Source organism: Fulvimarina fulva, from assembly GCF_039652615.1.
Lineage (GTDB): Bacteria > Pseudomonadota > Alphaproteobacteria > Rhizobiales > Rhizobiaceae > Fulvimarina.
In genome coordinates this window covers 78,613-103,662 of the sequence record NZ_JBDJAC010000014.1, presented here as the reverse complement: position 1 = coordinate 103,662, position 25,050 = coordinate 78,613, and the positions used below count along the sequence as shown (strand labels likewise).

The 25,050-nt window shown below is 61.5% G+C and carries 25 protein-coding genes; 7 read left to right on the top strand and 18 right to left on the bottom strand.

Annotation, left to right across the window (positions count from 1 at the left end; genetic code table 11):
- Positions 1-698: 698 nt before the first annotated feature.
- The 4 genes from ABDX79_RS17020 to ABDX79_RS17005 all read left to right on the top strand — a co-directional run bounded on the left by ABDX79_RS17020 (position 699) and on the right by ABDX79_RS17005 (position 4,599).
- Positions 699-1,034 (top strand): helix-turn-helix domain-containing protein, encoded by a 336-nt coding sequence (locus tag ABDX79_RS17020; RefSeq protein WP_010185539.1) that lies wholly within the window; start codon positions 699-701, stop codon positions 1,032-1,034.
- Entirely contained in the window at positions 1,027-2,274 is a 1,248-nt protein-coding gene (locus ABDX79_RS17015) for a type II toxin-antitoxin system HipA family toxin (RefSeq protein WP_346221496.1), read from the top strand. The genes ABDX79_RS17020 and ABDX79_RS17015 overlap by 8 nt, the downstream gene beginning before the upstream one ends.
- On the top strand, positions 2,271-3,395 hold the full coding sequence (locus ABDX79_RS17010) for a hypothetical protein (protein WP_346221495.1): 1,125 nt from the start codon (positions 2,271-2,273) through the stop codon (positions 3,393-3,395). Before ABDX79_RS17015 ends, ABDX79_RS17010 begins: the two co-directional genes overlap by 4 nt.
- Positions 3,396-3,525: 130 nt before the next feature.
- Complete coding sequence (locus ABDX79_RS17005) at positions 3,526-4,599, top strand: hypothetical protein (protein WP_346221494.1); 1,074 nt, start codon at positions 3,526-3,528, stop codon at positions 4,597-4,599.
- A 38-nt stretch (positions 4,600-4,637) separates the two neighbouring features.
- Here the strand turns inward: ABDX79_RS17005 and ABDX79_RS17000 are convergent, their stop codons facing one another.
- The 3 genes from ABDX79_RS17000 to ABDX79_RS16990 are packed head-to-tail and all read right to left on the bottom strand — an operon-like array spanning position 4,638 to position 8,013.
- Complete coding sequence (locus ABDX79_RS17000; RefSeq protein WP_346221493.1) at positions 4,638-6,527, bottom strand: UvrD-helicase domain-containing protein; 1,890 nt, start codon at positions 6,525-6,527, stop codon at positions 4,638-4,640.
- Positions 6,524-7,717, bottom strand: coding sequence for an ATP-dependent nuclease (locus ABDX79_RS16995; RefSeq protein WP_346221503.1), 1,194 nt, complete (start codon positions 7,715-7,717; stop codon positions 6,524-6,526). Before ABDX79_RS16995 ends, ABDX79_RS17000 begins: the two co-directional genes overlap by 4 nt.
- A gap of 32 nt (positions 7,718-7,749) precedes the next feature.
- Positions 7,750-8,013: an integrase core domain-containing protein gene (locus tag ABDX79_RS16990; RefSeq protein WP_463671192.1), complete on the bottom strand. Its 264-nt coding sequence runs from the start codon at positions 8,011-8,013 to the stop codon at positions 7,750-7,752.
- Between ABDX79_RS16990 and ABDX79_RS16985 the strand changes: the two genes are divergently transcribed.
- A complete protein-coding gene (locus ABDX79_RS16985) occupies positions 7,909-8,433 on the top strand; it encodes a putative immunity protein (RefSeq protein WP_346221492.1) in 525 nt (174 codons plus the stop codon). The two genes, ABDX79_RS16990 and ABDX79_RS16985, sit on opposite strands and share 105 nt — an antisense overlap.
- Before the next feature lie 125 nt (positions 8,434-8,558).
- Here the strand turns inward: ABDX79_RS16985 and ABDX79_RS16980 are convergent, their stop codons facing one another.
- Positions 8,559-9,503: a MerR family transcriptional regulator gene (locus tag ABDX79_RS16980; protein WP_346221491.1), complete on the bottom strand. Its 945-nt coding sequence runs from the start codon at positions 9,501-9,503 to the stop codon at positions 8,559-8,561.
- Positions 9,504-9,920: 417 nt separating this feature from the next.
- Between ABDX79_RS16980 and ABDX79_RS16975 the strand changes: the two genes are divergently transcribed.
- A complete protein-coding gene (locus ABDX79_RS16975; protein WP_346221490.1) occupies positions 9,921-10,190 on the top strand; it encodes a helix-turn-helix transcriptional regulator in 270 nt (89 codons plus the stop codon).
- Here ABDX79_RS16975 and ABDX79_RS16970 read toward each other — a convergent pair.
- Positions 10,180-11,436 carry a tyrosine-type recombinase/integrase gene (locus ABDX79_RS16970; RefSeq protein ID WP_346221489.1) on the bottom strand — a complete coding sequence of 419 codons (1,257 nt, stop codon included), beginning with the start codon at positions 11,434-11,436 and terminating at the stop codon, positions 10,180-10,182. The genes ABDX79_RS16975 and ABDX79_RS16970 overlap by 11 nt on opposite strands.
- Positions 11,437-11,755: 319 nt before the next feature.
- Positions 11,756-13,312, bottom strand: a complete 1,557-nt coding sequence (gene guaA / locus ABDX79_RS16965) for a glutamine-hydrolyzing GMP synthase (RefSeq protein ID WP_346221488.1) — start codon at positions 13,310-13,312, stop codon at positions 11,756-11,758.
- A 101-nt stretch (positions 13,313-13,413) separates the two neighbouring features.
- On the opposite strand from guaA, the gene ABDX79_RS16960 reads away from it, so the two are divergent.
- On the top strand, positions 13,414-14,046 hold the full coding sequence (locus ABDX79_RS16960) for a hypothetical protein (RefSeq protein ID WP_346221487.1): 633 nt from the start codon (positions 13,414-13,416) through the stop codon (positions 14,044-14,046).
- On the opposite strand, the gene ABDX79_RS16955 is transcribed toward ABDX79_RS16960, so the two are convergent.
- The 12 genes from ABDX79_RS16955 to soxX all read right to left on the bottom strand — a co-directional run bounded on the left by ABDX79_RS16955 (position 14,029) and on the right by soxX (position 24,908).
- Positions 14,029-14,685: a 5'-methylthioadenosine/S-adenosylhomocysteine nucleosidase gene (locus ABDX79_RS16955; protein ID WP_346221486.1), complete on the bottom strand. Its 657-nt coding sequence runs from the start codon at positions 14,683-14,685 to the stop codon at positions 14,029-14,031. The genes ABDX79_RS16960 and ABDX79_RS16955 overlap by 18 nt on opposite strands.
- Positions 14,682-15,131, bottom strand: coding sequence for a TspO/MBR family protein (locus ABDX79_RS16950; RefSeq protein ID WP_346221485.1), 450 nt, complete (start codon positions 15,129-15,131; stop codon positions 14,682-14,684). The genes ABDX79_RS16955 and ABDX79_RS16950 overlap by 4 nt, the downstream gene beginning before the upstream one ends.
- Positions 15,131-16,432, bottom strand: a complete 1,302-nt coding sequence (locus tag ABDX79_RS16945; protein WP_346221484.1) for an RsmB/NOP family class I SAM-dependent RNA methyltransferase — start codon at positions 16,430-16,432, stop codon at positions 15,131-15,133. The genes ABDX79_RS16950 and ABDX79_RS16945 overlap by 1 nt, the downstream gene beginning before the upstream one ends.
- Positions 16,433-16,563: 131 nt before the next feature.
- Positions 16,564-17,673: a YeeE/YedE family protein gene (locus ABDX79_RS16940; RefSeq protein WP_346221483.1), complete on the bottom strand. Its 1,110-nt coding sequence runs from the start codon at positions 17,671-17,673 to the stop codon at positions 16,564-16,566.
- Between the two features lie 160 nt (positions 17,674-17,833).
- The gene (locus ABDX79_RS16935; RefSeq protein WP_346221482.1) at positions 17,834-18,349 is read right to left on the bottom strand and encodes a DsrE family protein; all 516 of its coding nucleotides are present in this window, start codon (positions 18,347-18,349) and stop codon (positions 17,834-17,836) included.
- A 133-nt stretch (positions 18,350-18,482) separates the two neighbouring features.
- Positions 18,483-19,271, bottom strand: a complete 789-nt coding sequence (locus ABDX79_RS16930) for a c-type cytochrome (protein WP_346221481.1) — start codon at positions 19,269-19,271, stop codon at positions 18,483-18,485.
- A complete protein-coding gene (gene soxC, locus ABDX79_RS16925; protein ID WP_346221480.1) occupies positions 19,255-20,544 on the bottom strand; it encodes a sulfite dehydrogenase in 1,290 nt (429 codons plus the stop codon). The genes ABDX79_RS16930 and soxC overlap by 17 nt, the downstream gene beginning before the upstream one ends.
- A gap of 76 nt (positions 20,545-20,620) precedes the next feature.
- Entirely contained in the window at positions 20,621-22,315 is a 1,695-nt protein-coding gene (gene soxB / locus ABDX79_RS16920) for a thiosulfohydrolase SoxB (protein ID WP_346221479.1), read from the bottom strand.
- Positions 22,316-22,541: 226 nt separating this feature from the next.
- Positions 22,542-23,408: a sulfur oxidation c-type cytochrome SoxA gene (soxA, locus tag ABDX79_RS16915; RefSeq protein WP_346221478.1), complete on the bottom strand. Its 867-nt coding sequence runs from the start codon at positions 23,406-23,408 to the stop codon at positions 22,542-22,544.
- A 161-nt stretch (positions 23,409-23,569) separates the two neighbouring features.
- Complete coding sequence (gene soxZ / locus ABDX79_RS16910) at positions 23,570-23,896, bottom strand: thiosulfate oxidation carrier complex protein SoxZ (RefSeq protein WP_346221477.1); 327 nt, start codon at positions 23,894-23,896, stop codon at positions 23,570-23,572.
- Between the two features lie 92 nt (positions 23,897-23,988).
- Entirely contained in the window at positions 23,989-24,447 is a 459-nt protein-coding gene (soxY, locus tag ABDX79_RS16905; protein WP_346221476.1) for a thiosulfate oxidation carrier protein SoxY, read from the bottom strand.
- On the bottom strand, positions 24,444-24,908 hold the full coding sequence (gene soxX / locus ABDX79_RS16900) for a sulfur oxidation c-type cytochrome SoxX (protein WP_346221475.1): 465 nt from the start codon (positions 24,906-24,908) through the stop codon (positions 24,444-24,446). Before soxX ends, soxY begins: the two co-directional genes overlap by 4 nt.
- Positions 24,909-25,050: the final 142 nt, after the last annotated feature.

Sequence of the window (25,050 nt, the reverse complement as noted above, 5' to 3'; positions counted from 1 at the left end):
CGAGGCCTTCGCAGAGATCGACAAGGAGGAGATCGATCCGATCCTCACCATCACAACCATGAAAGCCGCCTGATCATGACCTCAGGCCACCCAGAAAATTACACCAGCTTGACGGACGTGACCGATACGACGCCCGTCGCGCACTCATAAACCATGGCTAGGCCCAGCGCCTTCGGCTGATGTCAAGCACTGTCATGCGGGTCAAATTCCGCTCGCCTCATAGCGTATCCGGCTGATTATGCCGGATACGCTATGAGGCGAGCGCGGCAAAGCCACGTTTTCAAATCCGTTATTGCGAAGAACCGCGTAGAGCCTCCGTCATTCCCACTCGATTATCAACTGACGTATTAAGCATCTGAATCAATTGCGAAAAATATTTTCGCGATTTCTGTATACCGTCATATAGACCGTCAAAAGTACCGGCCTTTGAAATCATTGGCTTTTTCTGGCAGATCGCGAAAATTGTGGTTCCGCCATCTATCGACAGGCGCGGCGGCGACATCGCCCCGAAAGTCCGCCCAGCCCGGACCGCCGCCTCTACGCCAGACTACGCCGGCCACGATTCAGCCTCCCGGAATTATACCGTCACGGCCCCGGTCTGCCACCCCTCCCTCAATGGGATGGCCATCGCGCGAGGGCTAGGAAAATTGTAATCTTCGTGCTACATATCTCGCCAATCTGTAGTGCGAAGGTTTCAAATGCCTACACCACATAACCCTCCAGCCGCTGTGCGGCGCGTTCTGCGCAAGCTCGGCGCAGACATCCACGATGCCCGTAGGCGTCGGCGGCTGCCAATGGCTGTCGTCGCAGAACGCGCCTTCACATCCCGCTCGACCCTGCAAAAGGTCGAGGCTGGGGACACCAATGTCAGCATCGGCATTTATGCAGGCGTCCTTCAGGCGCTCGGCTTGCTCGACGGTCTGGGCCAGATCGCCGACATCGGCAACGACCCTGTTGGCCAAGCGCTGGCCAGCGCGGAACTGCCCAAGCACGTCCATCTCAAGCGAACAGTCGGATCATCTCGCGATGGCTGACTTCGAGGTACATATCGACTTGGATGGCCGCACGCGCCCTATCGGCCTGGCGAGGAGCAATCGCGTTCGAGGCGCGGAGACTATCCTTTTCGAATATGATGGCGCGTGGCTCGCCGATCCCGACCGGTTCTCGCTTGAGCCTGCCCTTGCCCTAAGCCGCGGTGCCTTCGCCCCTCCTGCCGGACTGGTGACTTTTGGCTCCATCGGAGACTCAGCGCCCGACACATGGGGGCGCCGTCTTATGCAACGGGCCGAGCGCCGTCTTGCCGAACGCGGAGGGCGCGCCGTTCGCACCCTTGCGGAAAGTGATTACCTGCTCGGCGTCGCCGACGAGACTCGCCTGGGTGCCCTCAGATTCCGTTGGGCAGGCGAAGAGGCGTTCCAGGCGCCGATCCGCGCCGGCGTCCCCGCTCTGATCGAACTCGGGCGGCTGCTCCAGATCACCGAACGGATCCTCCGGGACGAGGAAACGGACGACGATCTTCAACTCATCTTCGCCCCCGGCTCCTCCCTTGGCGGCGCGCGGCCGAAAGCGTCGGTCATCGACCAGCACGGACACCTCTCCATCGCCAAATTCCCGAAGGAGACCGACGATTACAGCATGGAGACGTGGGAGGAGATTGCGCTACGGCTGGCTGACCAGGCCGGCATCACCACCCCTCACCATGAGCTGATTGAGGTCGCCGGCAAGGCGGTGATGCTGTCGCGGCGCTTCGATCGCGCCGGCCCGATCCGCACTCCTTTCCTATCTGCAATGGCGATGATGGGCGCCAAGGACGGTGAGCGCGGCAGCTACCCGGAGATCGTCGACGCTCTTACGCAACATGGTGCGCAGGGGAAGACCGACGCTCATGCCCTCTATCGGCGCGTCGTCTTCAACGTGTTGATTTCCAATGTCGACGATCACCTGCGCAACCATGGTTTCCTTTGGCTCGGCAAGGCAGGGTGGTCTCTTTCTCCCGCCTATGACCTCAATCCTGTGCCCACCGATCTCAAAGCCCGCGTGCTAACGACGAACATCGACCTCGACGAGGGCACCTGCTCGCTTGACCTGCTTGAGGCAGCTTCGGAATTCTTCGGCCTCACAATGCTGCAAGCCCGCGCAATCATCAAAGAGGTCGCGACCGTGACCGCGACGTGGCGTGAAACCGCCAAAGCGGCCGGCGCCCGCTCTGCCGAGATTACCCGGATGGCCAGCGCCTTCGAGCACGATGATCTCAAGCGGGCGCTGGCGCTATGACCCGAACCTTCATCTACAGCTTCACGCCGCCATCACTTGACCCGTCCCCAGGCGCGACCATCGCGCTGGACGTCTCCGAGATCGAAGACGCCGGCATTCGCGAAGTGCTTCAGACGCCGGGCGCAGCCTATGGCGCATGGTCGATCCTGGATGCGCTGCTGGCGCCGACCGGCGCGGGCACGTCCTTCATTTTCAGACAGCCGCTTGGCCAAGCGCGCGAAGTGAAGGTCGCGTTGTCGGGCCTGTTCGGACGGTTCGTTGCCCGCGCTTATCTCGAGCGATATTTTGATCTCTCCATCTTCGCCCATCTCGGCAACCACTTGATCGATCTCGACCGTCGCAAGCAGGTCAGGATCAAACGCCTCGCCCGAGGCGACCTCCCCGACTGGATCGCATGCAAATCCGATCTGACCTCACTCACGATCGCGGAGGCCAAGGGCTGTCACGACCCAGGCGGACCGGCGAAAGCACTCGCGCGCGCCTGGACGCAAGCCGGGCGTATCGACGTGACGGTCAAAGGCCGAAAGGTCACCGTAAAGCGGATCGCGGTCGCCAGCCGGTGGGGCGTGGCCAATTCCAATCCCGCTGACGCCCACCTGTCGGTTCGCGATCCCATCGACAAGGGCGATCCCATCGATCCGCAAGACAAGGACGCCCCCTTCATCGGCCTGCTTCGTCTGCATGTCGCCAGTATGATCGAACCTCTCGGCCATACAGAACTCGCCCAGGCGCTGCGCGCTCTGACACGCCAAACCTTTCCGCGACCACTCCGGGATGCCGCCGCTCGCGCCCGTGCCGTCCTCGACAATGCGCCGATAGAACAGGTGGAAAAGACCCACGATATCGGCGGCCTCGTGGGCGGGATCGTCACGCGGGCCGGCCCGATTACCGACGCGGTCGCTAGTACCGTCGATCAGGAGGCCCTGGCCCGGCTCAACCTTCGTCCGGTTTTCGTCGGAGTAGACCGAGATCTAATCCGTGCAGCAATCGACGGCGAAGCGGATGCCATTCGTGGTCGTCTGGCAGAAAAAATGAGTCCCGACGAATTCGCGCGGCCGGATCGCGCTGGCGGCTGGATCATCCCGCTCGGTACGGAACGACGCATCGTTGGAGGGGCTTGATGAGACACTGCGGGTGCAAATATCAAGAAGATCTGGTCAATAAAGCGGGCCAACTGGGGGAGACCAGTATGATAGATGAACAGAGTAATGACATCTCAAAGTGGCGGGTACGACCGGAACGACTGACGCCATGTTAAAATGGTCCGATCTGAAACGATCTCGCGACGAAATTCTCGCCGTGTGGCCAGTCTTCAAGCCGCTGCATGGGCGTTGGTTTATGCAGGAGCTCGTCGACAAGGGTGAGCTCCCTCCGATCTGGCGGGACCGCTACATCCAAGGCGAGAACGATAGCGTCCTGAGCGACCACTACCCTGACCGCGCCGCCGCGATCGCTTCGGCTAACGAACTCAATCCGCGGCTACGGTCTGTGCTGTCTGCTCGTCCGATCGAACCCGCCATTTTGCGCTCGCTCGAGCTCAAGGCCGACAAAGCGCTGCAGTCCAAGCAGCGGCTTCAGGACGAGGAAGCTTTGATGCTGGCCGAGGCCATTCGCCGGCATGCGGGAGACGAACGCCCTGACGTGGCATCCCTTAAACTCGCGCCAGAATCGGAGTCCTATCGTCAGGATCTCGCTGAGCAGCTCCGCGTCATGCCCTACCTTTGGATCGCACAGGTAGGCTGGGAGGCTGGTCGCTGGAGGACGCACATGCTCCTCTATCGAGACTCTAACGGCGCTTGGTCGAAGCCATACAATGTAGGCGAGAAGGCCGCGGCGGCCTCGGAACGCGCTAAGATCGCCAACGGCTTCAATTTCAGCGTTACCAGTCATTGGGGGCAAACGAAGGCGCGCATCCGACAAATGCTTCTGCCGCGCGCCAACCAGCTTTTGCAACTCGCAAGCGTTCAAAGGCTTCTCGCGGAGGCATTCGCGCGCGGGGAGCGCGTCCTGGTCTCGAACGGAATCGTATTCTGGTACGAGGAGGACGGCGGCATCGGATGGCAAGTAAAGGAGACTGCCGCCACGACGGAATCAGAGGGCGCAACGCTCTGGCGGGAGGGTACGATCCGATCGACCAATCACGGCCGCTTGGTCATTCTTCCCTATGTGAAGGAGGACGGTGAGCAGGTGCGAGGTCATACGAAGAATGGCCCGGGTGACGGCCGTGCTTTGCCTCGCCATCCCGATCACTATGTCGACATCCCTTTTTCAATGTACCGCGGCGACCTGATGATCGGCCTCTTCGGCGAGTTACCCTACGAATGATAGCGCAGCTCGCTCTGATTGAGGGGTAGCGCGGCCACCTACGCGATCAGCTCAATCTCTTCTGCGTCGAACCAGGCTTGCCTGATCATAGCGTCACGCGCCTGTGCAGGCTGAGCCGCGTAGTACACGACGGCGAGACTTCGCTCAGCCCGGCTACATGTCACATAGAAGAGGCGCCGCGTGCGATCGACAGTGGTCTCCTTACCTGCGGCCTCGTTGTCCAGATCGGTCTTGCTCTTTTCCTTGGCGCCGAAGAGCTTGTCGTACGCGAACATAAACCCACGGGCCTCGTCGTCACTTATGACGACCATCACGCGCGGAAACTCCAGTCCCTTCACACCTTGGTGCGTGTCGAACTGCGAGACGCCGCGAACATAGCGGTCGTATTTCGCGATCTGCTCAAACGCCGCGTCGAGCGCCAATCGCCACCCTCCAAGCTCGCTCTTCTGATCGGCTTCGTCCTCTTCCTCGTCCGCGTCACCATCGGCGCCGGTCACATCGGGCACCGCGAATGGCGCGAGGACGTCCGGAATGGTGAAGAGGTTGGTTTCAGCGACATAACGGAGGACCGCTCGTGCGGTCGGCGCCTCCTTGGCATCCACCAGTGCCAGGAGGCCCTCGCAAGCCGCCCTCACATTCCCGAGGATTTCGATTTGCTTCTCGCCTGCCGCTTCGAGCGCCTTCCTGTCGAGCAGAGGCGATGTCCGCCTCGCGACCGCCGCGGCGGCGAACCGATCGCCCTCGCACAACGCGGCAACGAGCGGCAATATCTCTCGGGTGAATAGGCCGATGCCGGCGCCGGAGCCCTGTAGGAAGCTCGTTCGAATTCGCTCGACGGCGTAGAGAGGCTCGAAAAACTGCTCAAATCCGAAGCGCCGCGCCGACATCAGATGCTCTAGAGCGAGCGTCTTGATCGCATCCGATCCATCCGCCCAGCTTCGGTCGCCGGTGATTTCCGCCATTCGCATTGCGATCGTAGCCTCGGCAACGGTCTTGTCGACGGTCGCCTGCGGCAGGACGAATAGGCGAACGACGCCTAGCTCGGCGTCGCTTCGAGGCGTTTGCTCCTCGCCGTCCTCATCACGGCGGATTTTATTGATCAGGCTGATAACCCGCGTCGGGCACCGATGGTTCATCCGCTTTCGCGGTTTTGCCCACTCTGGCGGAATTGCTTCAGCCAAGCGATCTTTCCCATCCGCGTAGATGCGCTGCATCGTGTCGCCGAACAGGCCAAGGCAGAAGGCGTCACGGTATCCCGCCTCGACGTCGAGCAAGGCTTCCATAAGCCGCCGGCTTGTATCTTGGCTCTCGTCGATCAACAGGATGGGAAAGCGGGTAACGAGCAGGCGGCGAAGGCCGGGCTTTGCACTTAGGAAATCCGCGGTCATGGCAATGACCTCGGCATGGCTGAGAGAGTCGCGCGTCCGGTTATCGCCGGTAGGGCTGTACACGAAACGAATGATGCCAGGGAGGCTGGCGGCGCGCCGCCGTTTGCTCTCGATGGAACGAGCCCGATCCGACGCCGCTTTGCTGTTCGGTCGCCCCTTGGCCTGCGCCTCTTCCAACTCGACGATGTCTTGGAGCAGCCTGGTCGCCACCCACCCGCGAATATCGGAATCATAGCCAGCAATCAGCGACCAGGCGAAGGCGTGAATTGTCGACACCTCCACGCGTGGATCGAACTCAAGGCGCTGTTTGATTTCGTCGCAGGCTGCGTTCGTATACGTGATCACACCAATCTTTTGACCGGTAAGCGAAAGGCGCCGCCCTTGGTCTCGACACACGGCGCGTATCGCTTCGACGAGCGAGCGGGTCTTTCCCGAGCCCGCGCCAGCGTAAAGAAAAAAGCTCCTGGGCTTCGCTATGTCGAGGCAGGCGAGGATTGCTTCGTCGGCCGCGGCGTCGAATGCATCGTCAACAGCGCTCATGCGTCTACCTCTTCGGCTGGCTCCGGAGGCCCTTCCTTGACTTGCGGAAGGATCTCGACCTGCTTCTTCTTGAGTTGAGACAGCAGCCACTCAAGCCCTTCAGCAATGTACCGAGGCACGGCGATCTCGTCGAACTTCTCGACTTCGAGAACGTCAAGGGCAAATTCCGCCTTCTTGCCGTTCTTCAGTGCGAGATACATTTGCTCACCAACGGCGGCTGCTCCGCCGCCCGCAGTGATCGCGTCCCGGAATTTTCGCACCAGCCCCGTGCCGGCCAGCGCCGAGAAGATGCCAAGGTTCTCAAACGCGAGCGCATCCTCAAACGTGTAGGGATATGCGACTTCGGGTCCTACGACGCCTGTAGTCGTGACGCCGATCGGCATCTGGAAGGCGGCGCGCACCGCAAAGAGGGGGTCCGCATCATCGCGCAAAGTCTTGGCCGCGCCATCGGCAGACATCAGTTGATCGACGTCGTCGAACCCTGGCACCCAAGTCTTGAGCGTTGCATTGTTGGTCTTCTGACGAGCGCCTTTCGCAGGCTGCACCGATGCGCCACCTGTTTCCGCCAGCGTATCCAAGTCCGTGATGATAAGTGTCAGTAGCCCGAGGTGATCAATGAGCGGCTTAAGCCGGTGCGCGTGACTTCCCCCGATCTCCAACAGCGTGATGTAACATTGGTTTAGTTCATCATAGTGGGCTCGGATGAAATTCGGCACGAGCATCCGTTCAGCCGGGCCCTCCACGAGGATCGCCGCGTCTGCGAAGAACAGATCGGCATGTTGGGCACGCAGATATCGCGTGACGAAACGCTCGGTCTCGCTTCCTAGGCCGAAGACCTCCGACAGGTTGATTACCGTGGAAACTGGCACCTTGGCAGCCATGCCTGCCGGCAGGCGGCGAAAATACCTTAGGCAAGCGAACGACGTTTCGTGCGCGACGTGACTTGAGTGCGTGCTGACGACGAGCTGGGTTCGCAGCTTTTTGCTCTCACCCAAATCTTCATGGGCCCGCAAGACGGCATAAGCCTTCTTGATAAAGACCTGCTGCACCTGTGCATGCAGATGCGCCTCCGGCTCCTCGACCAGGACCAGATGCAGAGGCTCGGTAGCGGCCGCTGTGAGGCCGGTCGAAGCCTTACCAACGCGCATCCACGCATCGCGAAAGCTCATCAGGCGGAAGATCATCGAAATTAGGTTTTGATAACTGACGTTGCCCCCAAGTTTTATCCAGCCGTGAGTTCGTTTCCGGCGTTTTTGTTGCCTCGGCGGGCTTGGTAAGCGAGGGGCTTCGGCGCGGAGCCATCCATCGAGCGGAGCGCCGGAGCCTGTCGCGGTTTGAAGGTCGCGGCGAAGGCGGCCGGAGTGCGCCAGCCGATCCCGGAATGGGGGCGCGTTGTGTTGTAGTCGGCCCGCCAGCACGCCAGCTTCTCGCGGGCTTGGGCGAGCGCGAGGCATTGACAATTTTCGAAGCGGAACGCCCTAACGATTTACGGCCGCGCAGCGCGATTGATGCCGCACAGGCTTTTGCAGAGGGCGCCGAGCGAACCAAAGCTATTCGAGATAGCGCGTGGGCTGCACAACGGGCGGCTCAAGAAACCCGTGATGCCGGACTGGACGCTGCTAGCGAGGCTGCACGAGCGGCATTAGCCGCGGCTGGCGCTGCCTTTCTTCACCCACTCGCGAAAGCTACACAGGTCAAACACATCTTGGGAGCGGCCGCCCATGCGGCGCGCTCGTTTGAGCTTTCCGCTGGCGATAATCCCAATGTGGGCGTGATTCATGTGCAAAAGGTGGGGCTGCTTCCGGTTCGAACAGTGCAGGATGTGCTTCGCCGCTACCCACCTGCCCCACCTGGCGGCGGACGCGTTGGAGAATTGATCCGTCGACTAGACGTCTTGCTGCGATAAGGCGATCAAAAGATTCGCGTGCCTCCATCTAGTTATGGTGACTATCGCCACGTCCGACTGCGCTGGACAAGATAGAACTCGAACTCAGCCGCCGCTGTACCCGGCTGCTCTCTCGCGTTGACGCTTCACTCAGGTTTTCTGCCGCGGCTGACGAGCAACTGAGATAATGCCTCATTTATCCAGTTCCATGATGCGCCTGGGGATTGACTTGATTTCCTTCCGACTAAGATTTCCCTCAAACGCTCATATTTCTCCCGCCGCTCACCGTATTTTTTATGCTGTTCCAGGTACCATCGAATAAGGACGTCATCCGGATTGCGAGACATCGCACATGCAGAACGAGCGATCCATGTCTCGGCTATGGCTACCCCCTCCCTTGATGTTGGACCAATGCCTTCGTCCAGAGCCCGTTGGATTTCTGCGAAGGTATTCTCCGCCGCAGCCCAATATGCCTCAGGATTCAAACTCTCATTCCAGACAAATTTGTAGTCTTCTCGCATACTGTTCGTCGCTTTGGATTCGCTGATCATCGCCGTGATTTCGCTCCAAGCGGAGACTTGCTCAGGTGTAGGATCGGCCGGCAGTTCTACGGAGGCAGTGTCTGCCATCCGCTCAGCCCAATGCCCAGGAGATTGAGCTCCTTGGATCGCTCGCCGATAGAAGCGTTCTATGGCACGTTCAAATTGCTGACGAGAGAGTCTCATCGCAGACCAAAGTTCCGTTAGGTCGCTTTCCAGCGCCTCGCGCTTGAGTGTCGCCTGGAGGAGAGCGGCCATTCGCCGGCGGGATGCGATCTCAATTTCGAGAGCTTTTACTCTCAGATTCAGCACGTCTGCCAGGGACTGGCGCTCCGAGATGATTTCCCGAATTTGGTGAAGTCCGACACCTGCCTCGCGAAGCGCAGAAATTAGGTGCAGCCGCGCAACATCCGTCTCTGTATATAACCGGTACCCACTATCCGTGCGCCGCGCAGGCGGGATGAGACCTGCATCCGAGTAGAAACGCAGCTTGCGAACGCTTGTACCGGTAAGCCGGGACAGAGTGCCGATTGTGTATTCACGATTCCGCATTGCGCGACCAACTCTCCATTTATGCGCTGACTTGGCATGCCCGCACGCTCTCACCTTTAGCCTTCTATCAATCAGTACCTATCGGTCTCAATCTCCGTCCAGCGATCGCTAGGTGCCCTGAAATTTGAGCCCCGCTGATCCACGATACGGGTGGCCGGGGGGTCCAACCGGCACTCCTCTAGGAACCGGATTCTGGGTTGAAGCGCGAGTTCCGCTAGGCTGATATTTCACGTCGGGCGCTGCCTCGGGCAAGAGCCGCAGGGTCGCCCGACGCTCCTAGACGACACCTGCCCTTTGGGGCCACCCGTCCGATTTGCACGCTATAGCCCGATATTCCCGCACCCGTTCGCGCGTGGGCTTCAAAGCGGAGGATCTATCGCCTTCTATCTCCACAAGAGCAAGACGTGGAGATACAGTATGAGCGCTGCACCGCATGTCGCCCGCAGAACAATTCGCCGGCAGCAGTTACGAGAGATCGTGCCGCTTGCCGACAGCACGATCTACGACATGGAGCAGCGAGGAGAATTCCCGCAGCGCTTCTATCTCACCTCGCGCTGCGTCGTCTGGGACTTGGCAGAAGTCGAAGCCTGGCTCGACGCTCGACGCCATGCCTCTCTGGCCAACACCGTTAAGCGCGCTCCCAGTCCCGATGTGAGATTGCGCCGTTCGCGGCCCGTCAAACACTAGGCTCAAGCTCAAGCAGCTCCATCGTGGCGGGGAGCAAAGTCGGAACATACTTCCGCCCCAAGACCCATGCGTCCACCAGATTGGACCACTCCTGCATCATGTGCCGGCGTTGATGCTCGTACTCCGCCTTGTTGTAGACACCCCGCGAGGACCTTCCGTCTTCGTGCGCCAGGCACTTCTCGATCCAGTCACTGTTGAAGCCGAGCTCATTCAACAGGGTCGAGCCTGTGCGCCGAAGATCGTGAACAGTGAAAGGTTCAAGTAGCAGCCCCTCCTTTTTCGCCCTGACAACGACCGCGGTCGTGATCCGGTTGAACGTCGCCCGCGACATCGGAGCGTCAGCGTCATATCTCGAAGGAAGAACGTAGCGCGAATTGCCCGCGCAAGTTTTCAGCGCGATGAAGATGTCGACGGCCTGCTGTGACAGGTAGACGTTGTGTGCCTTCGACCGCTTCATTCGCACCTTGGGTATCGACCAGACGGCGTTCTCGAAGTCGACTTCATCCCACGTCGCGTCCTGCAGCTCGCTTTTTCTGACCATCGTTAGAAGAAAGAGCTTCATTCCCAGCCGTATAGTCGGCAGGGTCGGTACATGCTCGAGCTGACCGAGCATGACGCGGATCTCGGCAGGTGATAGCGAACGATCCTTCGGTACGAAGGTCGCGATAGACGAGGGCCCAACTTCATCCGCTGGGTTGGCAACCTTCTCGCCATGCAAGATCGCAAACGCAAAGATCAGCTTCACGATATCCCGCACATGCACGGCCGTGGCTGGAGCGCCGCGATCCTTCACCTTTCCGCACATCATGCGGAGATCGTCCGGCGTGATCTCCGTCAGAAGCCTATTTCGAAACGTTGGCAGGATGTCGCGCTCGTAGATCGAGCGCCGCATGGCACGCGTGCTGTCGGCCATGCGCGACTCCTGGAACCACTTCTCGCCGAACTCGCCGAACCGCTTCGCCTCCTTCAGGCGCCGCTTATCGTGCTGCTTCTCTTGAGCAGGTGACCGACCCTCTGAAATGGCCCGCTTCGCGTCGATCAGTTTCTCACGAGCCCTCGCGAGCGAGAGGCCATCTGGACCGTATCGGCCGAGCGTCAGCGTCTCGCGACGTCCATTGAGGCGGTAGTCGTACCGGAATACGATCGCCCCCGATGGCTGCACCACGACGTACATACCGTCACGGTCGCTCACCTTGTATAATTTCTTCTGGGACTTCAGCGCCTTAATCGCAGTGTCAGTAAGCATGAGGGCCTCCAAAACCGTCTTAAAACCCGGGGAGAGGCGCTGATTATACCGTCAGACAAAAACCGGCGATGCTGGAAGCATGATTCCCGTTGTGAATCAGCCTGTTAACATCAAAAATTATACCGTCACCAGCTCTCTCAGCCGTGACGGTATAGAGAAATTCGCGATCGAACAAGTTGGCCCATACCGTCTGCTATACCGTCAAATCGGGATACTGCCCCCCGATAGACGGCGATAGATCAGGTTGCAATTATCCCTGCACTTCAATACGTTATGGCGTATCGGAGCGTAGAAACGGATACTGCCGGAGGGGTGAAAATCATTCCCATTCGATCGTGCCGGGCGGTTTCGACGTGACATCGTAGACGACGCGGTTGATGCCCTTCACCTCGTTGATGATCCGGGTCGCGGCCTGACCGAGGAATTCCATGTCGAAGTGGTAGAAGTCGGCCGTCATGCCGTCGACCGAGGTGACGGCCCTGAGCGCGCAGACGAATTCATAGGTGCGCCCGTCGCCCATCACGCCCACCGTCTGCACGGGAAGCAGCACGGCGAATGCCTGCCAGATGGCATCGTAGAGACCGGCCTTGCGGATTTCGTCGAGATAGATCGCATCGGCTTCGCGCAGAATGCGCAGCTTGTCGCGCGTGATTCCGCCCGGACAGCGGATCGCAAGGCCCGGTCCCGGGAAGGGCTGGCGACCGACAAAGCTCTCGGGAAGCCCCAACTCCTTGCCGAGAACACGGACCTCGTCCTTGAAGAGTTCGCGCAAGGGCTCGACGAGCTGCATGTTCATGCGCTCGGGCAATCCGCCCACATTATGGTGCGACTTGATCGTCACCGACGGACCGCCGGTAAAGGAGACGCTCTCGATCACGTCCGGATAGAGCGTTCCCTGGGCAAGGAAATCGGCGCCGCCCAGCTTCTTGGCTTCCGCCTCGAAGGTTTCGATGAAGAGGCGACCGATGGTCTTGCGCTTCACCTCCGGATCCATCTCGCCCTCGAGGGCATCGACGAAGGTGTCTTCCGCCTGCACATGGACGAGCGGGATGTTGTAGTGGTCGCGGAACATCGTCACGACCTCTTCCGCCTCGTTCATGCGCAAAAGCCCATGATCGACGAAGATGCAGGTGAGCTGGTCGCCGATCGCCTCGTGAATCAGCACCGCCGCGACCGACGAGTCGACGCCGCCGGACAGTCCGCAGATCACCTTGCCGTCGCCGACCTTTTCGCGAATCTCAGAGATCGCCTTTTCGCGGAATGCCGCCATCGTCCAGTCGCCCTTGAGGCCGGCGACCTTCTGGACGAAATTGGCGATCAGCTGGGCGCCATCGGTGGTGTGGACCACTTCCGGGTGGAACATCAGCCCGTACATCTTGCGCTCTTCGTTACCGAAGACCGCATAGGGCGCGCCGGGGGATTTGGCGAAGATCTCGAAGCCCGGCGGCATTTCGATCACACGGTCGCCATGGCTCATCCAGACCTGATGGCGCGTACCGACGGGCCAGAGATCCTTGAAGAGAGCGCAGTCCTTCTCGATGTTGAGAAAGGCGCGGCCGTATTCGCGGTGATCGGAAGGCTCGGCCTTGCCGCCCATCTGCACGCACATGGTCATCTGGCCGTAGCAGATGCCGAGGACGGGCAGGCCGGAATCGAAGATCACCTGGGGCGCTTTCGGCGAATCGATGTCGCCGGTCGAAGCGGGCGAACCCGACAGGATGACCGCCTTCGGCTTCAGCCGATGGAAGCTTTCCTCGGCCGACTGGAAGGGCACGATCTCGGAATAGGCTCCCGCTTCGCGCACGCGGCGGGCGATCAGCTGTGTGACCTGAGAGCCAAAATCGACGATAAGGACGGTATCGGGGAGCGGTGTCATGGATCATGCCATAGTGTTTCCACGAATACTGTGCAACACGCGCGGGATCACCCGGCGCAGAGCCGGTGGATAATTGCAAATCTCTTGGGGAATTTTCGCTCTTGTCGTCGCGTCTTACCGCCACTCTCGCGCTTTCAGCGCTCCTGCCGTTGGTCCTCGCCGGCTGCGAGACCGGCGGAAGCGGCGACGCCCTGAAGGACACGGCCTCCTCGATCCAGGCGGTCTCGGCACCCCAGCAGTTCCAGTATACGTCCGCGAGCCAGATCAAATACAATCCGTTCACGGTCGATATCTGGTCGCAGCCCGCCTCGGGCGCAGGACCGCAGAAGTCCCTCGTGCGCGTCGCATCGCCGGGCATCTCCATCGGCTCGCCCCAACACGAGGCCGTGGCGCGGGCGGTGGTGGTCGAGGTCGCCAACGAACGTATCTGCCAGCCGGGCACCTCGCCCCAGTTCCAGCAGCAATACGGCCACGATGTCTATCTTAACGAACGCGTGCAGAAATGGGGCGCCATCGTCTATTGCGGTTCAGGTCCAGAGTTCCAGCCGCAATCCGGCCCCGCCATGGCAGGCGCGATGCCGCCAATCGCGAACCAGGGCCAGAACGCCTATAGCGGCAACGCGATGAACGCCCCGCAGCCACCGCTCGCAACGAGCCAGGACACGATCACGCCGCTGCCGCAGACGAATTCCCCCCTGCCCCTGTCGATGATGAGCTCAGACGGATATCAATGACGCCAGTCGGCCGGACTGGATCTCCGTCTCCAGCCGGTCCACCGCATGGGCGAGCTTCTCGTCGATGACGTGAAGCAGAACGGTCCAGTCGTCGAAATGATGAAGATCGCTCGCGCCATCCGAAATGCCGCGCAGGCCGATCAGCGGAACGCCGTAAAGCTGACAGACGCGCAGGATCGCGAAGGTTTCCATCTCGACCATCTCGGCGTCGATCGTATCATAGACGGCGCCTGAGACGATGTTGCCGCCGGTCGACATCCGCGCCGTCGGCAGATCCGGGATCGGCGTCGGCAGGTCGGTATGGACGGGATGGTCCAGAAAGGGCGTCACGCCCTTGGTAAAGCCCAGCGGCGAGGCATCCATATCGCGCCATGCGATCGACGAGGCCTGATAGATCTCGCCCTGTTCGAGGACGCGCGAACCGGCAGAGCCGAGCGAGACGACGAGCTTCGGCAACCGCCCGGCGGCACGCAGCTTTTCCATGGCGATGGCGGTGGAAACCCCGGCCTCGACCGGACCGACACCGGTCATCAGCGGTGTGATCCGCTGCTTCAGATGCGCGCCGTATTCCTGTTCGGCCGCCATGAGGAAAAGGACCGGCAGGCCGGCAAGTTCGGTGATCGGCGGGTCTTCGATCATGGGTTGATCCACCACAGGGTTGCGTTGAGCAAGGTCGCGTAAGCGGTCCACAGGGCGTAGGGCACGAAGAGGATCGCGGCAAGACGGTCCGCCCGCCAGGCCCTGGCGATGAACAGCCAGATGGCGATGTCGAGCGCGATGACGACGCCGAGGGCGATCAGCAGCTCCTGGGCGGTGAAGAAGATCGGCGACCAAACGAAGTTGAGGACCAGCTGGGTCCACCAGAGCGACTGGAGTTGCGCACGTCCGCCGCGCCAGATGCGCCAGCCGACAAAGCCGATCATGACGTAGAGCACGGTCCAGACCGGACCGAACACCCAGTTCGGCGGATTGAACGACGGCTTGGCAAGTGCGGCGTACCAGTCGCCCGGCGCGGTCAGGATCCCGATCAGGATGCCGCCGCCAAGCGTCAGCAGAATGAAGAGAGGAAGGGCGAATCTTCGCATCAGGCCGGTTTCTGGAGCGCCGAGATGAAGAAGCCGTCCGTGCCGGATGTCGCCGGCGTCAGCATGAGGGCCGTGCCGCCATGGAGCGAAAGACGGTGAACGCGATCCGCCTCGCCCCCTGAGACAAGGCCGTCCCAGGCCGCGCCGAGATCGGCAACGGCAAAGCCCGGCGCGCGGGTGAGGAAAGCCTCGATCCGCGCGGTGTTTTCGTCCGGCAGAACCGAGCAGGTGACGTAGACGAGTCGTCCGCCCGGCTTCACATAGCGCGAGGCCTGATCGAGGACGGCGTCCTGTTCCGCTATCCGCTTTTCGAGCGCGGCCTCCGACAGACGCCATTTCGCGTCCGGGCGACGGCGCCATGTTCCCGTGCCGGTGCAGGGGGCATCGACGAGTACCACGTCCATCGCGCCTTCGAGACCGGAAAGGTCGTCGCGCGGATCATGCACCTGAACATTGCGGCAGCCGGCGCGCTTCAGCCGGTCATAGATCGGTGCGAGGCGCTGACGGTCCCCGTCGAAGGCGTGGATCTGGCCGCTATTGTCCATCGCGGCCGAAAGGGCCAGCGTCTTGCCGCCGGCGCCTGCGCAGAAATCGAGGACCTGCATCGACGGCCCGGCGCTCGCGAGCAGGGCGGCAAGCTGCGAACCCTCGTCCTGAATCTCGAACCAGCCCTTCTGGAAGCCAGCCTCGACCTGCACGTTCGGGTGCCGACCATCCGCCTCGATCGGCGCGATGCGCACGCCGACCGGCGAAAGCGCCATGGGGGCTGCCGCAAAAGGCTTCAGCGCTTCAAGCACCTTGTCTCGGTCGGCCTTCAGCGTGTTGACCCTGAGATCGAGCGGCGGGCGATCGGAAAGGCTCGCAGCTTCCGCAATCCACTCCTCGCCAAACAAGGCTTCGAATTTCGGCGCGAGCCAGTCGGGAATATCGGCGCGCACGGCACCGGGAGCGTCCGAGGCATCGCTGACGAGAAAATTCGACAGGACGGCTTCATCTGGAAGGTCCGGCGCGAACCGGTCGCCTTCGAGCGCTGCTTTCAGGCCCGTGCCATCCATGGCGAGACTACCGAGAACGGCCGCGACCGCGATGGCGCGCGGGGTTTCCTCGCCCATGCGATAGGCATAGGAGCGCTTTCGCCGCAGGGCGTCGTAGACGAGATTGCCGATCGCCGAGCGATCCTTGGAGCCGGCGAAGCGGTGCGCGGTGCCCCAATCCTTTAGCGCCTGTGCGACGGGCCGATGGCGCGCCTCGATATCACTCAGAATCTCGATGGCTGCAGAAAGCCGTCCGCCAAGCCGCATGGGATGTCCCGTTTCACGCTGTGGAAATGATCCGGCCCATTGGCCGGTCTTGGCTTCAGGTGAAGGGCTTGCGCGGCAAGGTCAAGCACTATCGGCGTTTATCGGGACATCACCGGCTTCGTCCCTACCCGCTATTCGGCGGCAGAGAGGGTTTCGCCCGAGCGCGAATGGGAATCGTCGGCCGCAGACACGGTCTTAGGGCGATCGACGAACTTGTCCGCGATCGCGGCACCGGAGATCATCGAAGCAAGGCCGAGCAGCGACGAAATGGCCAGAACCGAGCCGCCGGTAAAGCCTGCGCCGATAGTGCAGCCGACTGCGAGGATTCCGCCGAAGCCCATCAGCGCGCCGCCGATCGTGTAGCGCAGGATGGACGGCGTTCCCTCCTCCGAGAAGGTTTGGATGCGGAAGCCGCCGAACACCACCGAGGCCAGGAAAGCGGCGACGAGCGCGCCGATCAGAACGCCCTGATCGAGACCGGCCGTTGCGCCCGAGGCAGCCATCGCACCGGTCGTTGCCAGCGGACGAATGAAGGACAGGCTCTCCGCCTGGATCGGATCGAAGAGCTGAAGCGAAAGCGTGTAGGTGAAATACCAGCCGGCGACGATGCTGAGACCGACGCAGGCCCCGCCGATCACCCGCCACAGCGAGACGCCTGCCTTGATCGCCAGAACAAAGGCCCCGGCAAGAAGGACCGCGCCGATGATCATGCCGGCCTCCTGCGAGACCCCGAACTGGGCGAGGAGATCGTTTCCGCCGATCGCGCTCGAGCTCCAGAAGCTGCCGACATAATCGCGGAGAGGAACGAGGATGCCGGCATAGGTCGCATAGCCGACCGCCGTGACGACCAGAGCGACATAGATCGCCCGCAGATTGCCGGACGCGGACAGAATGAGGAGGCGTGAGACGCAGCCGCGCGTCAACACCATGCCGATGCCGAAGGCGAGACCGCCGACGAGCGCGCCCGACAGCGATTGGGCCGTTGAGAAAAACCGCGTCTCCCGCGCATCGACATAGCCGTGGCTGAGGAGCAGCTGCACGCCGAAAACGGCGACCGCAAAACCGATCGCCCAGGTTGCCAAGGCCTTCAGGTCGCGTCCCCGCGTCACGTCAAGCACGGCCGCGCGGGTGCAGAAGGCGCTGCGCTGGGCGGCAAAGCCGAACAGGGCACCCACAATGGCGCCGCCAAGAATGATCGTGTTCGTTTCGCCGATCGCGTCGATGACAGGGACGAAATCCATAAGCTCGGGCCTTTTCAACGTGTGCCGCGAACATATGCGAAAATTAAAATTCGTTCAGGCGATAAAAGTGCTTCACGCGCGCTTCGGAGGGCAAGAAATTGCGGCGAAGCCGATCAGGGACGATTCGTTTTCCGGCGCAGTTTCAAGGCCGGCCGGTCCCTTACGGCTTGACGATCGTATAGCCGTCCTCGTCGAGCCGGATCAGCTCGGCGACGCCGGCCTCGACCTCGGTGGCGAAAGACAGGATTTCCGGTCGCGCGCCCTCTTTCCGCTCCAGGGTATCGAGCGTGTTGCCGCAGGCAACGAAGCTGACATTCGGCATGGACTGATCGAACGCGGTGAGCCGTTCCATGACGGGAGTCTTGTCCGGAATCAGCATCTCGATACCCGGTCCGTAGGCGACGATGCTGATCTGCACCTCTTCGGCTTTGGCCGTGTAGAAGCGGGAGACGTTCGACGCGATATCGAGCGCCGAGCGCATGGTCGCCTCGTCCCCGTTCGAAACCTGAAGCGCGAGCTTGTGGGTGGCGAAGGCCAGATCGTCGTCGATTGCCTGCGCCGCGCTCGGAGAGAGCGTTGCGGCCCACATCGCCGCAAGCAGGAGGATGGTCCGGATCGCGCGAAGCCATCCGCTCGGGGCGATCATGCGAAATTGGAAAGTGCGAACAGCCGTCATGATAAGTCCTCCCGATCTGCCAGTGGCTCAAGCAGCATACGCGACATGAGGACCGCAACACCAGCTTGGTGGGCCGACCAAACCCTTGATGGCTTTACAGGAAGCTGCCCGGCTCCATCGGCCGACCGTCGTCTTAGTCGACGTTTCCGCCGGCCCCCGCCTCGTCGTCACCGGAGTCAGGGGTGACGTCGAGCACCTGGGCCCGCATGGTGATCTCCACCGGCCCCGGCTTGCAATCACTCATGCAAGAGTCGGCATCGGTGCGGTAATGCTCTTCCTCGGCCCGATCGTCCGGTTTGAACCCATCGGCGTTCGGCATTTCGATGGTCGTGAAATTCGCCCTGGACAGCTCGAAGTCCTCATCCTCGACGATGAAATTGAGATAGAGGATGTAGGCCGTCAGCGCATAGACCTCGTCGTCCGACAGGGACTGGGCATTGCCGAAGGGCATGGCCCGGTGAACGTAGTCATAGACCGTCGAGAGATAGGGCCAGTAGGAGCCGACCGTCTTTTCCGGCCGCATGTCCTTCAGGCTGTCATCGCCTCCGGCCAAAGCCGGCCAGCGACCGCGCCCCTCGCCGAAATCGCCGTGACACATCGCGCACTGGGCGTTGAAGATCTCCTCGCCCTCGGCGACCGTACCGGAGCCGTCCGGCAGGCCGTCGCCGTTCGGGCTGACATCGATATCCCAGGCCGCGATTTCCTCTTCTGTCGCAGGCCGGCCGAGATGGGAGGGCGTTTCTGCGGCCTTCACCTTGGAAGACGCGTCCTCGCTCGCGGCCTTGGTGGACGATGCCGGTGCGCTTTGGCTCGCCCTCGTCCCGTCATCCTTGCCGTCTGATGCTGCATGGGCGCCGAAACCGAAACCAGCGGCGAGGATGAGCGCGAGGGCCGTCGAGGCACGTTTAAGAGACTTCGACATTTTCCAGCCCTCCGTCGGATTTCAGATACCAGGTCTGAATCCCGTTGTTGTGATAGATCGAGTTCTCGCCGCGCGCGGCGCGCAGCTCGTTCTTGGTGGGCTGCACGAAGCCGTCGGAATCCACCGCACGGGACTGGAGCAGGAGTTCCGAGCCGTCCCAGTCGAAATCGTAATAGAAGCGATGGACCGCCTTATCGAAGCTCGGCCCATCGATCCGCGCCTCGACCCAGTTGCGGCCGCCATCGAGTGAAACATCGACGCGCCTGATCGTGCCATTGCCGGACCAGGCAAGTCCCGTCAGCACCGTGCGCCCCTTGCCATGGGTGATCGGCGCCTGCGGGCTCGGATTGGTGATGACGGATTTGACATCCATCGCCCAGGTAAACTTGCGGGCAACACCATTGGCAAGGAGATCGGTGTATTTCGAGGTTTCCTCGCGCTGCTCCCATGGCGCGTCGCCCACCTCCAGGCGCCGCAGCCACTTGATCCACATATTGCCTTCCCAGCCCGGAACGACGAGGCGCAGCGGATAGCCCTGTTCCGGCCTGAGGGCTTCGCCGTTCATCTTCCAGGCGACGAGGCAATCGTCGAGCGCCTTCTCCATGGGGATCGAGCGCGTCATTGAGGACGCGTCCGCCCCCTCGGCCAGCAGCCACTTGCCGGCGGTCTTCACGCCGGCAGCTTCGAGAACATTGCGCAGCGGCGTGCCGGTATACATCACGCAGTGAACCATGCCGTGGGTATACTGGCAGCCGTTAAGCTGGGCTCCACGCCATTCCATGCCGGAATTGGCCGCGCATTCGAGGAAGTAGACCCGGTTTTCGCGCGGGAAGCGCTTCAGGTCCTCCATGGTGAAGACCAGCGGCTCGTCGACCATGCCATGCACCATCAGGCGATGATCCTGCGGCGGTATTTCCGCAACGCCGCCATGATGACGCTCGAAGCAGAGACCGTTCGGCGTGATGATGCCGTCGAGTTGATGGAGCGGCGTGAAATTGACCGAACTCGTCGCATCGGCCGTCAGCCAGGGCACGTCGCGCCGGACCACATCCTGCTCGTATTGCGACGGCAGACCATAGGGCAAGGCATCGACTCCGACGCCGAGATACTGGTTCCAGTCCTGCAGTTCAGTGATCTTCGGATCGCTCGCCTCGGCGGCGACGGATCGCGCGGCCGCCAATCCGGTCAGCGCCGCGCCTCCAAAAGTAAGCCCCCCCTTGAGGATCGCACGGCGCGATGGCGCAATCCCCTTTCCACGCGTCGATCCACTCATCGCTCCACCCTTATAGATATAATTATTTATTTGAATGTATCAGGCAAAACGGGGTTTGAAAACGCCCTTTCGCAGGTTAGCCGGTGACTTTGACGCTTCTGTTCTCCGTCGGTTCGACGGTCGGATGCGCGGCAAGATACTGCTCGCACACGTCCCAGATCGCCGGGCCTTCCGTGCCCTCGTTGACCGAAGCCCAGCCGGCAACGACGTATTCGCGCGACGGATCGATGGCTTCGCCGGTCTTGAGAACCGTCATGTCGGAAATGCGCTCGCCGATCTTTTTGGTGGGATCAATACCGTAGCCCATGCCACCGACGCGCACCATGTCGCCGCCCTGCTGATAGTAGGGATCGACGTTGAAGAGATTGTCGGCGACATCCTCCAGGATCAGCTTCAGGGTCTCGCCGGTCATCGTCGATCGATAGGCCGCCGGATAGGTCATCGCCGTCGCATTGTGGAGATCCTCCACCGTGATGTCGGAGCCGGCCGGCAGGGACGTGCCCCATCTGAAGCCCGGCGACAGCGCGATCTCGGCGTCACGCTCGGTCATGAGGGCGTCGAGGATGAGATCGTCCCAGGTGCCGTTGAAATTGCCGCGCCTGTAGAGAAGTCCCTCGGTCTGGCCGAGAACCCGGCTGAGCTCGTCCGCAAAGGGCGCCCTCACCTCGTCGATCTTTGCCGCCATCTCCGGGTCCGGCGCGACGACATCGGAAAAGACCGGAATCAGCCGGTAGCGGAAGTCCTTGAGCTCACCGCCGGAGACGTCCAGATCGAGGCGGCTGACGAACTTGCCGTTTGAGCCTGACGCGATCAGCATGGTCTTGCCCACCATCACCGGCTCGGGCAGCGCGTCATGGGTATGGCCGGTCAGAATGATGTCGATCCCGTCCACCTTCCGGGCCAGGCTGCGATCGACGTCGAACCCGTTGTGGGACAGAAGGACGACGAGATCGGCACCGGCGCTCCGCGCCTCTTCCACATGGGTCGCGATCTCTTCGTCGCGAATGCCGAAGGACCAGTCGGGGATCAGCCATGAAGGGTTGGCGATGGGCGTATAGGGAAAGGCCTGCCCTATGACGGCAATCTTCGCGCCCCCGCGCTCGAACATCGTCCAGGCATCGAAGGCCGGCTCGTCCCACGTCGTGTCGAAGATGTTTGAACCAAGGAAGGGAAAACCAAGGTTCTCGATGGCCTCGTTCACGCGGTCCGTCCCGTAGGTGAACTCCCAATGGCCTGTCATCGCGTCAGGCCTCAGGAGCGCCATCGTCGAGATCATGTCCTGACCGGCCGTCTTGTTGGCGGTGTAGCTGCCCTGCCAGGTATCGCCGCCGTCGAGGAGGAGAACATTGCGGTCGCCGCGCTCGGCCCGCGCCCGATTGACGACGGTCGCGACGCGGTCGAGGCCGCCCATCTTGCCGTATCGTTTGGCAAGAGCGGAAAAATCTTCAGAGGTCAGCGCATAGGCCTCTGGCGTTCCCGGCTCGATGGCGTAGAGCTTCAGAAAATCCTTCCCCGTCACATGGGGCGGCAGGCCGGCGACTTCTCCGACACCGATATTCACCGCCGGCTCGCGGAAATAGACCGGCTTCAGCTGCGCGTGGATATCGGTAACATGAAGAAGCGTCAGATTGCCGAACCTGGGCGCCCCGAGAAGGTCGTCCTCGCTCATCGTCTGCTGAGCGGCAGCGCGCGACCAGCGGCCGGTGAGCGAGGCCCCGGTAATCGCCGAGAGCGCGACGGTTGCGGTGAGGAATTCGCGGCGTGAGAACATGATGGATCTCGCTGGCTTCAGGGGTAAAAGGGGGCCGTCATCCTCGGGCTCCGTCCCGAGGATCCAGTAATTTCGCTGGTTGAATTCGGTCTGAGCCCCGCTTCGCAGAGACTGACGACAAGACGCACCGATCCTCGATCCTCGGGACGGAGCCCGAGGATGACGAAGGCTGCGCGTTACGGTGGCGGTGGGCGGACATCAACCGCCTGACGGCGAGAGACTTGGCCTACTGCCGCACCGCCGGCGTCTCGACCGAAAGGCCGCTGCCGCGCCAGGCCGTATAGACCTCGAGCGCCATCAGGTCGTCGGAGAAGGCGGCCGGGAACTCGGCGCGGGTATCGCGGATACAGCCCCGGAAGCGGTTGTGCAGGGAGACCAGCGCGCCCTGTTTCAGGCGATAGGTCGGAAAGCCGTTGGTATTACCCTGGCTGAGATGGTCGGCGCGAATATAGCGGCCATTGTTCTGCTCATGGCAGGTGGCGCAGGACAGGTTGAGCTGGCCGGTGCGCAGATAGTACCGATCCTTGCCGCGCTGCCACCAGTCCATCATCTCGCCCTCGGACAGATCGATCTCGACCGGGATGCCGAGCGACTGGTTCTTGATGAAGGCGGTCAGATCCTTCTGCATGTCGGAATCGAACTTGTAGGGCTCGGCGCCCATCTTCTCTTCCCGGTGCTGGTTGATGAAGAGCTCGATATTGATCGGCTTGCCGCTCGCCTCGTCCCATTTGGGATAATGTGCGCCGACACCCTTGAGGAATTCGGACGCATCCTCGTGGCAGGAGGCGCAGGACTTGCCCGCCTCACCGTCCTCCATATGCCAGATCTCCTCGCCGCGCTCGACGGCGAGCATGCCCGGATTTTCGAAACTGTCGGCTTCCATCGCGCGCGTATCGGCCTCGCGGTAGAGCCAGCCGGACCGCACCTCGTCGAAGGGATGGCCGGGCGGCTCGGTCGGCGCCGGAGCGGTTGTGATGATCTTCTGACCGTCGATCGACAGCTCGTCCGTCGTCGGATCGGCGAGAACGCGCGATGCCAGCGCAAGGCTGGTCAGCGTCAACGCGCCGGATAACAGGATTGCGGTCTTCTTCATGGCGTCCTCCCGATTGTTTGTGTCGCGGTGCCCCGCGCCTCCCGCGGCACGCAGCTTGATCGTGCCGTGCGGGTCACGGCATCGGACGATCGATCGGGATCGCCCGATGCGTTCCGCGTTTTCTCAAGACGCGCCGGCCGATCCGGCGCCTCGGATCGATCTCAGCCGACCTTGATGTCTTTTTCTTCCGTATAGGTCTCGCCGTTATCGTCCTTCCACGTGAACGTGAAGGTGCCGCTCTCGGGGACCTTGGCATTGAATTCGAAATACGGATTGGACGAGATCGCCGGATCGAGCTCGCATTCGAAGACCTTGGCCCCATTGAACTCGCAGATGAAGGTGTTGATGATCTCGCGCGGGATCACGTTGCCTTCCTTATCCTTGCGCTGGCCGGATTCCATGTCGTGGCTGATCAGCGTCTTGATCGTGATCACCTCACCGGCGGAGGCGGAACTGGGGACTTTGACGCGGGGTCTGGGCGCTGCCATGTCGGTTATCTCCTGAATTTGGACGCTACGAGCCGGTCATGAAACCGGCGAGCGGTGCATCTTGGTGAAAGGGCTTCAACCTCGCCGGCGGGTCAGCCGCCGCAGCCGCCGATGGTGACCTTGACTTCCTTCTTGTCGGAATAGACCGACCCGTCGTTCATCTTGGCAACCGCGACGACATTCTGCGTCTTGGCGAGCCGGATGCGCGTCGTCGCCTCGGCGCGGCCGCTCAACGGGGTGAAGATGAAGGTTGCGACTTCCGGGTTCGGATTGCCCTCGGCCAGAAGCGTGACGGACTCGACGAAATCATTGTCGGTCATTTCGCTGTCGACCGAGATAGAGATCGGCACGGTGTTGCCGTTCTCGGCGATTTCGGGGGCCGTCAGAGTGATCTTGCCGGACTTCGGCTCCTTGCCGCCGGTGAACTCACTGATTGCCTTCTCCGCCTCTTCCGGCGTCGCATAAGCCGTGCGCGGCAGGTTGGCCGCGACCGCGAGCGTTCCGGCGCCAGCGGCGAGCGTGAAGAGCTTGCGTCTAGTCAATTGCGTCACTGTGCTGACTCCTGTTTGAGCGTTGCGAGATAGGCGACGACATCCTCGACCTCCTCGGCCGAGAGGATCGTCTTGCCCTTCCGATCCTCGGCGACGTCGACGCCCACATCCAATGTGTAAAAGCCCGGCATGATGGTATCCGGACCAAAAACTTCCTTCGCGTTGACGATGATCGCGCGGAGCTGTTGAGGCTCCCAGCGGCTCGCGACACCATCCATGGACGGGCCGACATTGCCGGGGAACTGCGCGTTCTCGATCTCCGAATTCTGGTGACAGGCGAGGCAGTTTCCAAGCCCCCGGTCGACGAAGACCGCGCGACCGGCATCCGGATCGCCCTTGGTGTCGGCGACCGGTTCACTGACGGACATGCCGTCGAACTTGACGTCGCCCGGCGCGACATTGGCCGCAAGAGCCATTGTAGGGATCGCCAGAATGAGTGCGAGCGCGCTCAAGCGTTTCATGAAAACCTCTCCTCCCTGTCGCCGACCTTGTAAGCCGGTCTTTTCGTGATTTGTCGTCAGCCTATCGGAAAGCGCTGCGATAAAGCAAGTATTCTATTTTTCGCATATATCTCGAAACCCGGACGCCATGTCCGCTTCGAGA

Excerpts from the sequence above, each read along its gene's own strand:
- ABDX79_RS16940 (WP_346221483.1), bottom strand. The coding sequence starts at position 17,673 with ATGGATTTCGTCCCTGTCATCGACGCGATCGGCGAAACGAACACGATC.
- ABDX79_RS16985 (WP_346221492.1), top strand. The coding sequence starts at position 7,909 with ATGGGGGCGCGTTGTGTTGTAGTCGGCCCGCCAGCACGCCAGCTTCTC.
- soxA (WP_346221478.1), bottom strand. The coding sequence starts at position 23,408 with ATGAAGAAGACCGCAATCCTGTTATCCGGCGCGTTGACGCTGACCAGC.
- ABDX79_RS16935 (WP_346221482.1), bottom strand. The coding sequence starts at position 18,349 with ATGACGGCTGTTCGCACTTTCCAATTTCGCATGATCGCCCCGAGCGGA.
- ABDX79_RS17015 (WP_346221496.1), top strand. The coding sequence starts at position 1,027 with ATGGCTGACTTCGAGGTACATATCGACTTGGATGGCCGCACGCGCCCT.
- soxZ (WP_346221477.1), bottom strand. The coding sequence starts at position 23,896 with ATGGCAGCGCCCAGACCCCGCGTCAAAGTCCCCAGTTCCGCCTCCGCC.
- ABDX79_RS16970 (WP_346221489.1), bottom strand. The coding sequence starts at position 11,436 with ATGCTTACTGACACTGCGATTAAGGCGCTGAAGTCCCAGAAGAAATTA.
- ABDX79_RS17000 (WP_346221493.1), bottom strand. The coding sequence starts at position 6,527 with ATGAGCGCTGTTGACGATGCATTCGACGCCGCGGCCGACGAAGCAATC.
- ABDX79_RS16930 (WP_346221481.1), bottom strand. The coding sequence starts at position 19,271 with ATGTCGAAGTCTCTTAAACGTGCCTCGACGGCCCTCGCGCTCATCCTC.
- ABDX79_RS17010 (WP_346221495.1), top strand. The coding sequence starts at position 2,271 with ATGACCCGAACCTTCATCTACAGCTTCACGCCGCCATCACTTGACCCG.
- soxB (WP_346221479.1), bottom strand. The coding sequence starts at position 22,315 with ATGTTCTCACGCCGCGAATTCCTCACCGCAACCGTCGCGCTCTCGGCG.
- soxC (WP_346221480.1), bottom strand. The coding sequence starts at position 20,544 with ATGAGTGGATCGACGCGTGGAAAGGGGATTGCGCCATCGCGCCGTGCG.
- ABDX79_RS16980 (WP_346221491.1), bottom strand. The coding sequence starts at position 9,503 with ATGCGGAATCGTGAATACACAATCGGCACTCTGTCCCGGCTTACCGGT.
- ABDX79_RS16950 (WP_346221485.1), bottom strand. The coding sequence starts at position 15,131 with ATGCGAAGATTCGCCCTTCCTCTCTTCATTCTGCTGACGCTTGGCGGC.
- ABDX79_RS16975 (WP_346221490.1), top strand. The coding sequence starts at position 9,921 with ATGAGCGCTGCACCGCATGTCGCCCGCAGAACAATTCGCCGGCAGCAG.
- ABDX79_RS17020 (WP_010185539.1), top strand. The coding sequence starts at position 699 with ATGCCTACACCACATAACCCTCCAGCCGCTGTGCGGCGCGTTCTGCGC.
- ABDX79_RS16945 (WP_346221484.1), bottom strand. The coding sequence starts at position 16,432 with ATGCGGCTTGGCGGACGGCTTTCTGCAGCCATCGAGATTCTGAGTGAT.
- guaA (WP_346221488.1), bottom strand. The coding sequence starts at position 13,312 with ATGACACCGCTCCCCGATACCGTCCTTATCGTCGATTTTGGCTCTCAG.
- ABDX79_RS17005 (WP_346221494.1), top strand. The coding sequence starts at position 3,526 with ATGTTAAAATGGTCCGATCTGAAACGATCTCGCGACGAAATTCTCGCC.
- ABDX79_RS16955 (WP_346221486.1), bottom strand. The coding sequence starts at position 14,685 with ATGATCGAAGACCCGCCGATCACCGAACTTGCCGGCCTGCCGGTCCTT.
- soxX (WP_346221475.1), bottom strand. The coding sequence starts at position 24,908 with ATGAAACGCTTGAGCGCGCTCGCACTCATTCTGGCGATCCCTACAATG.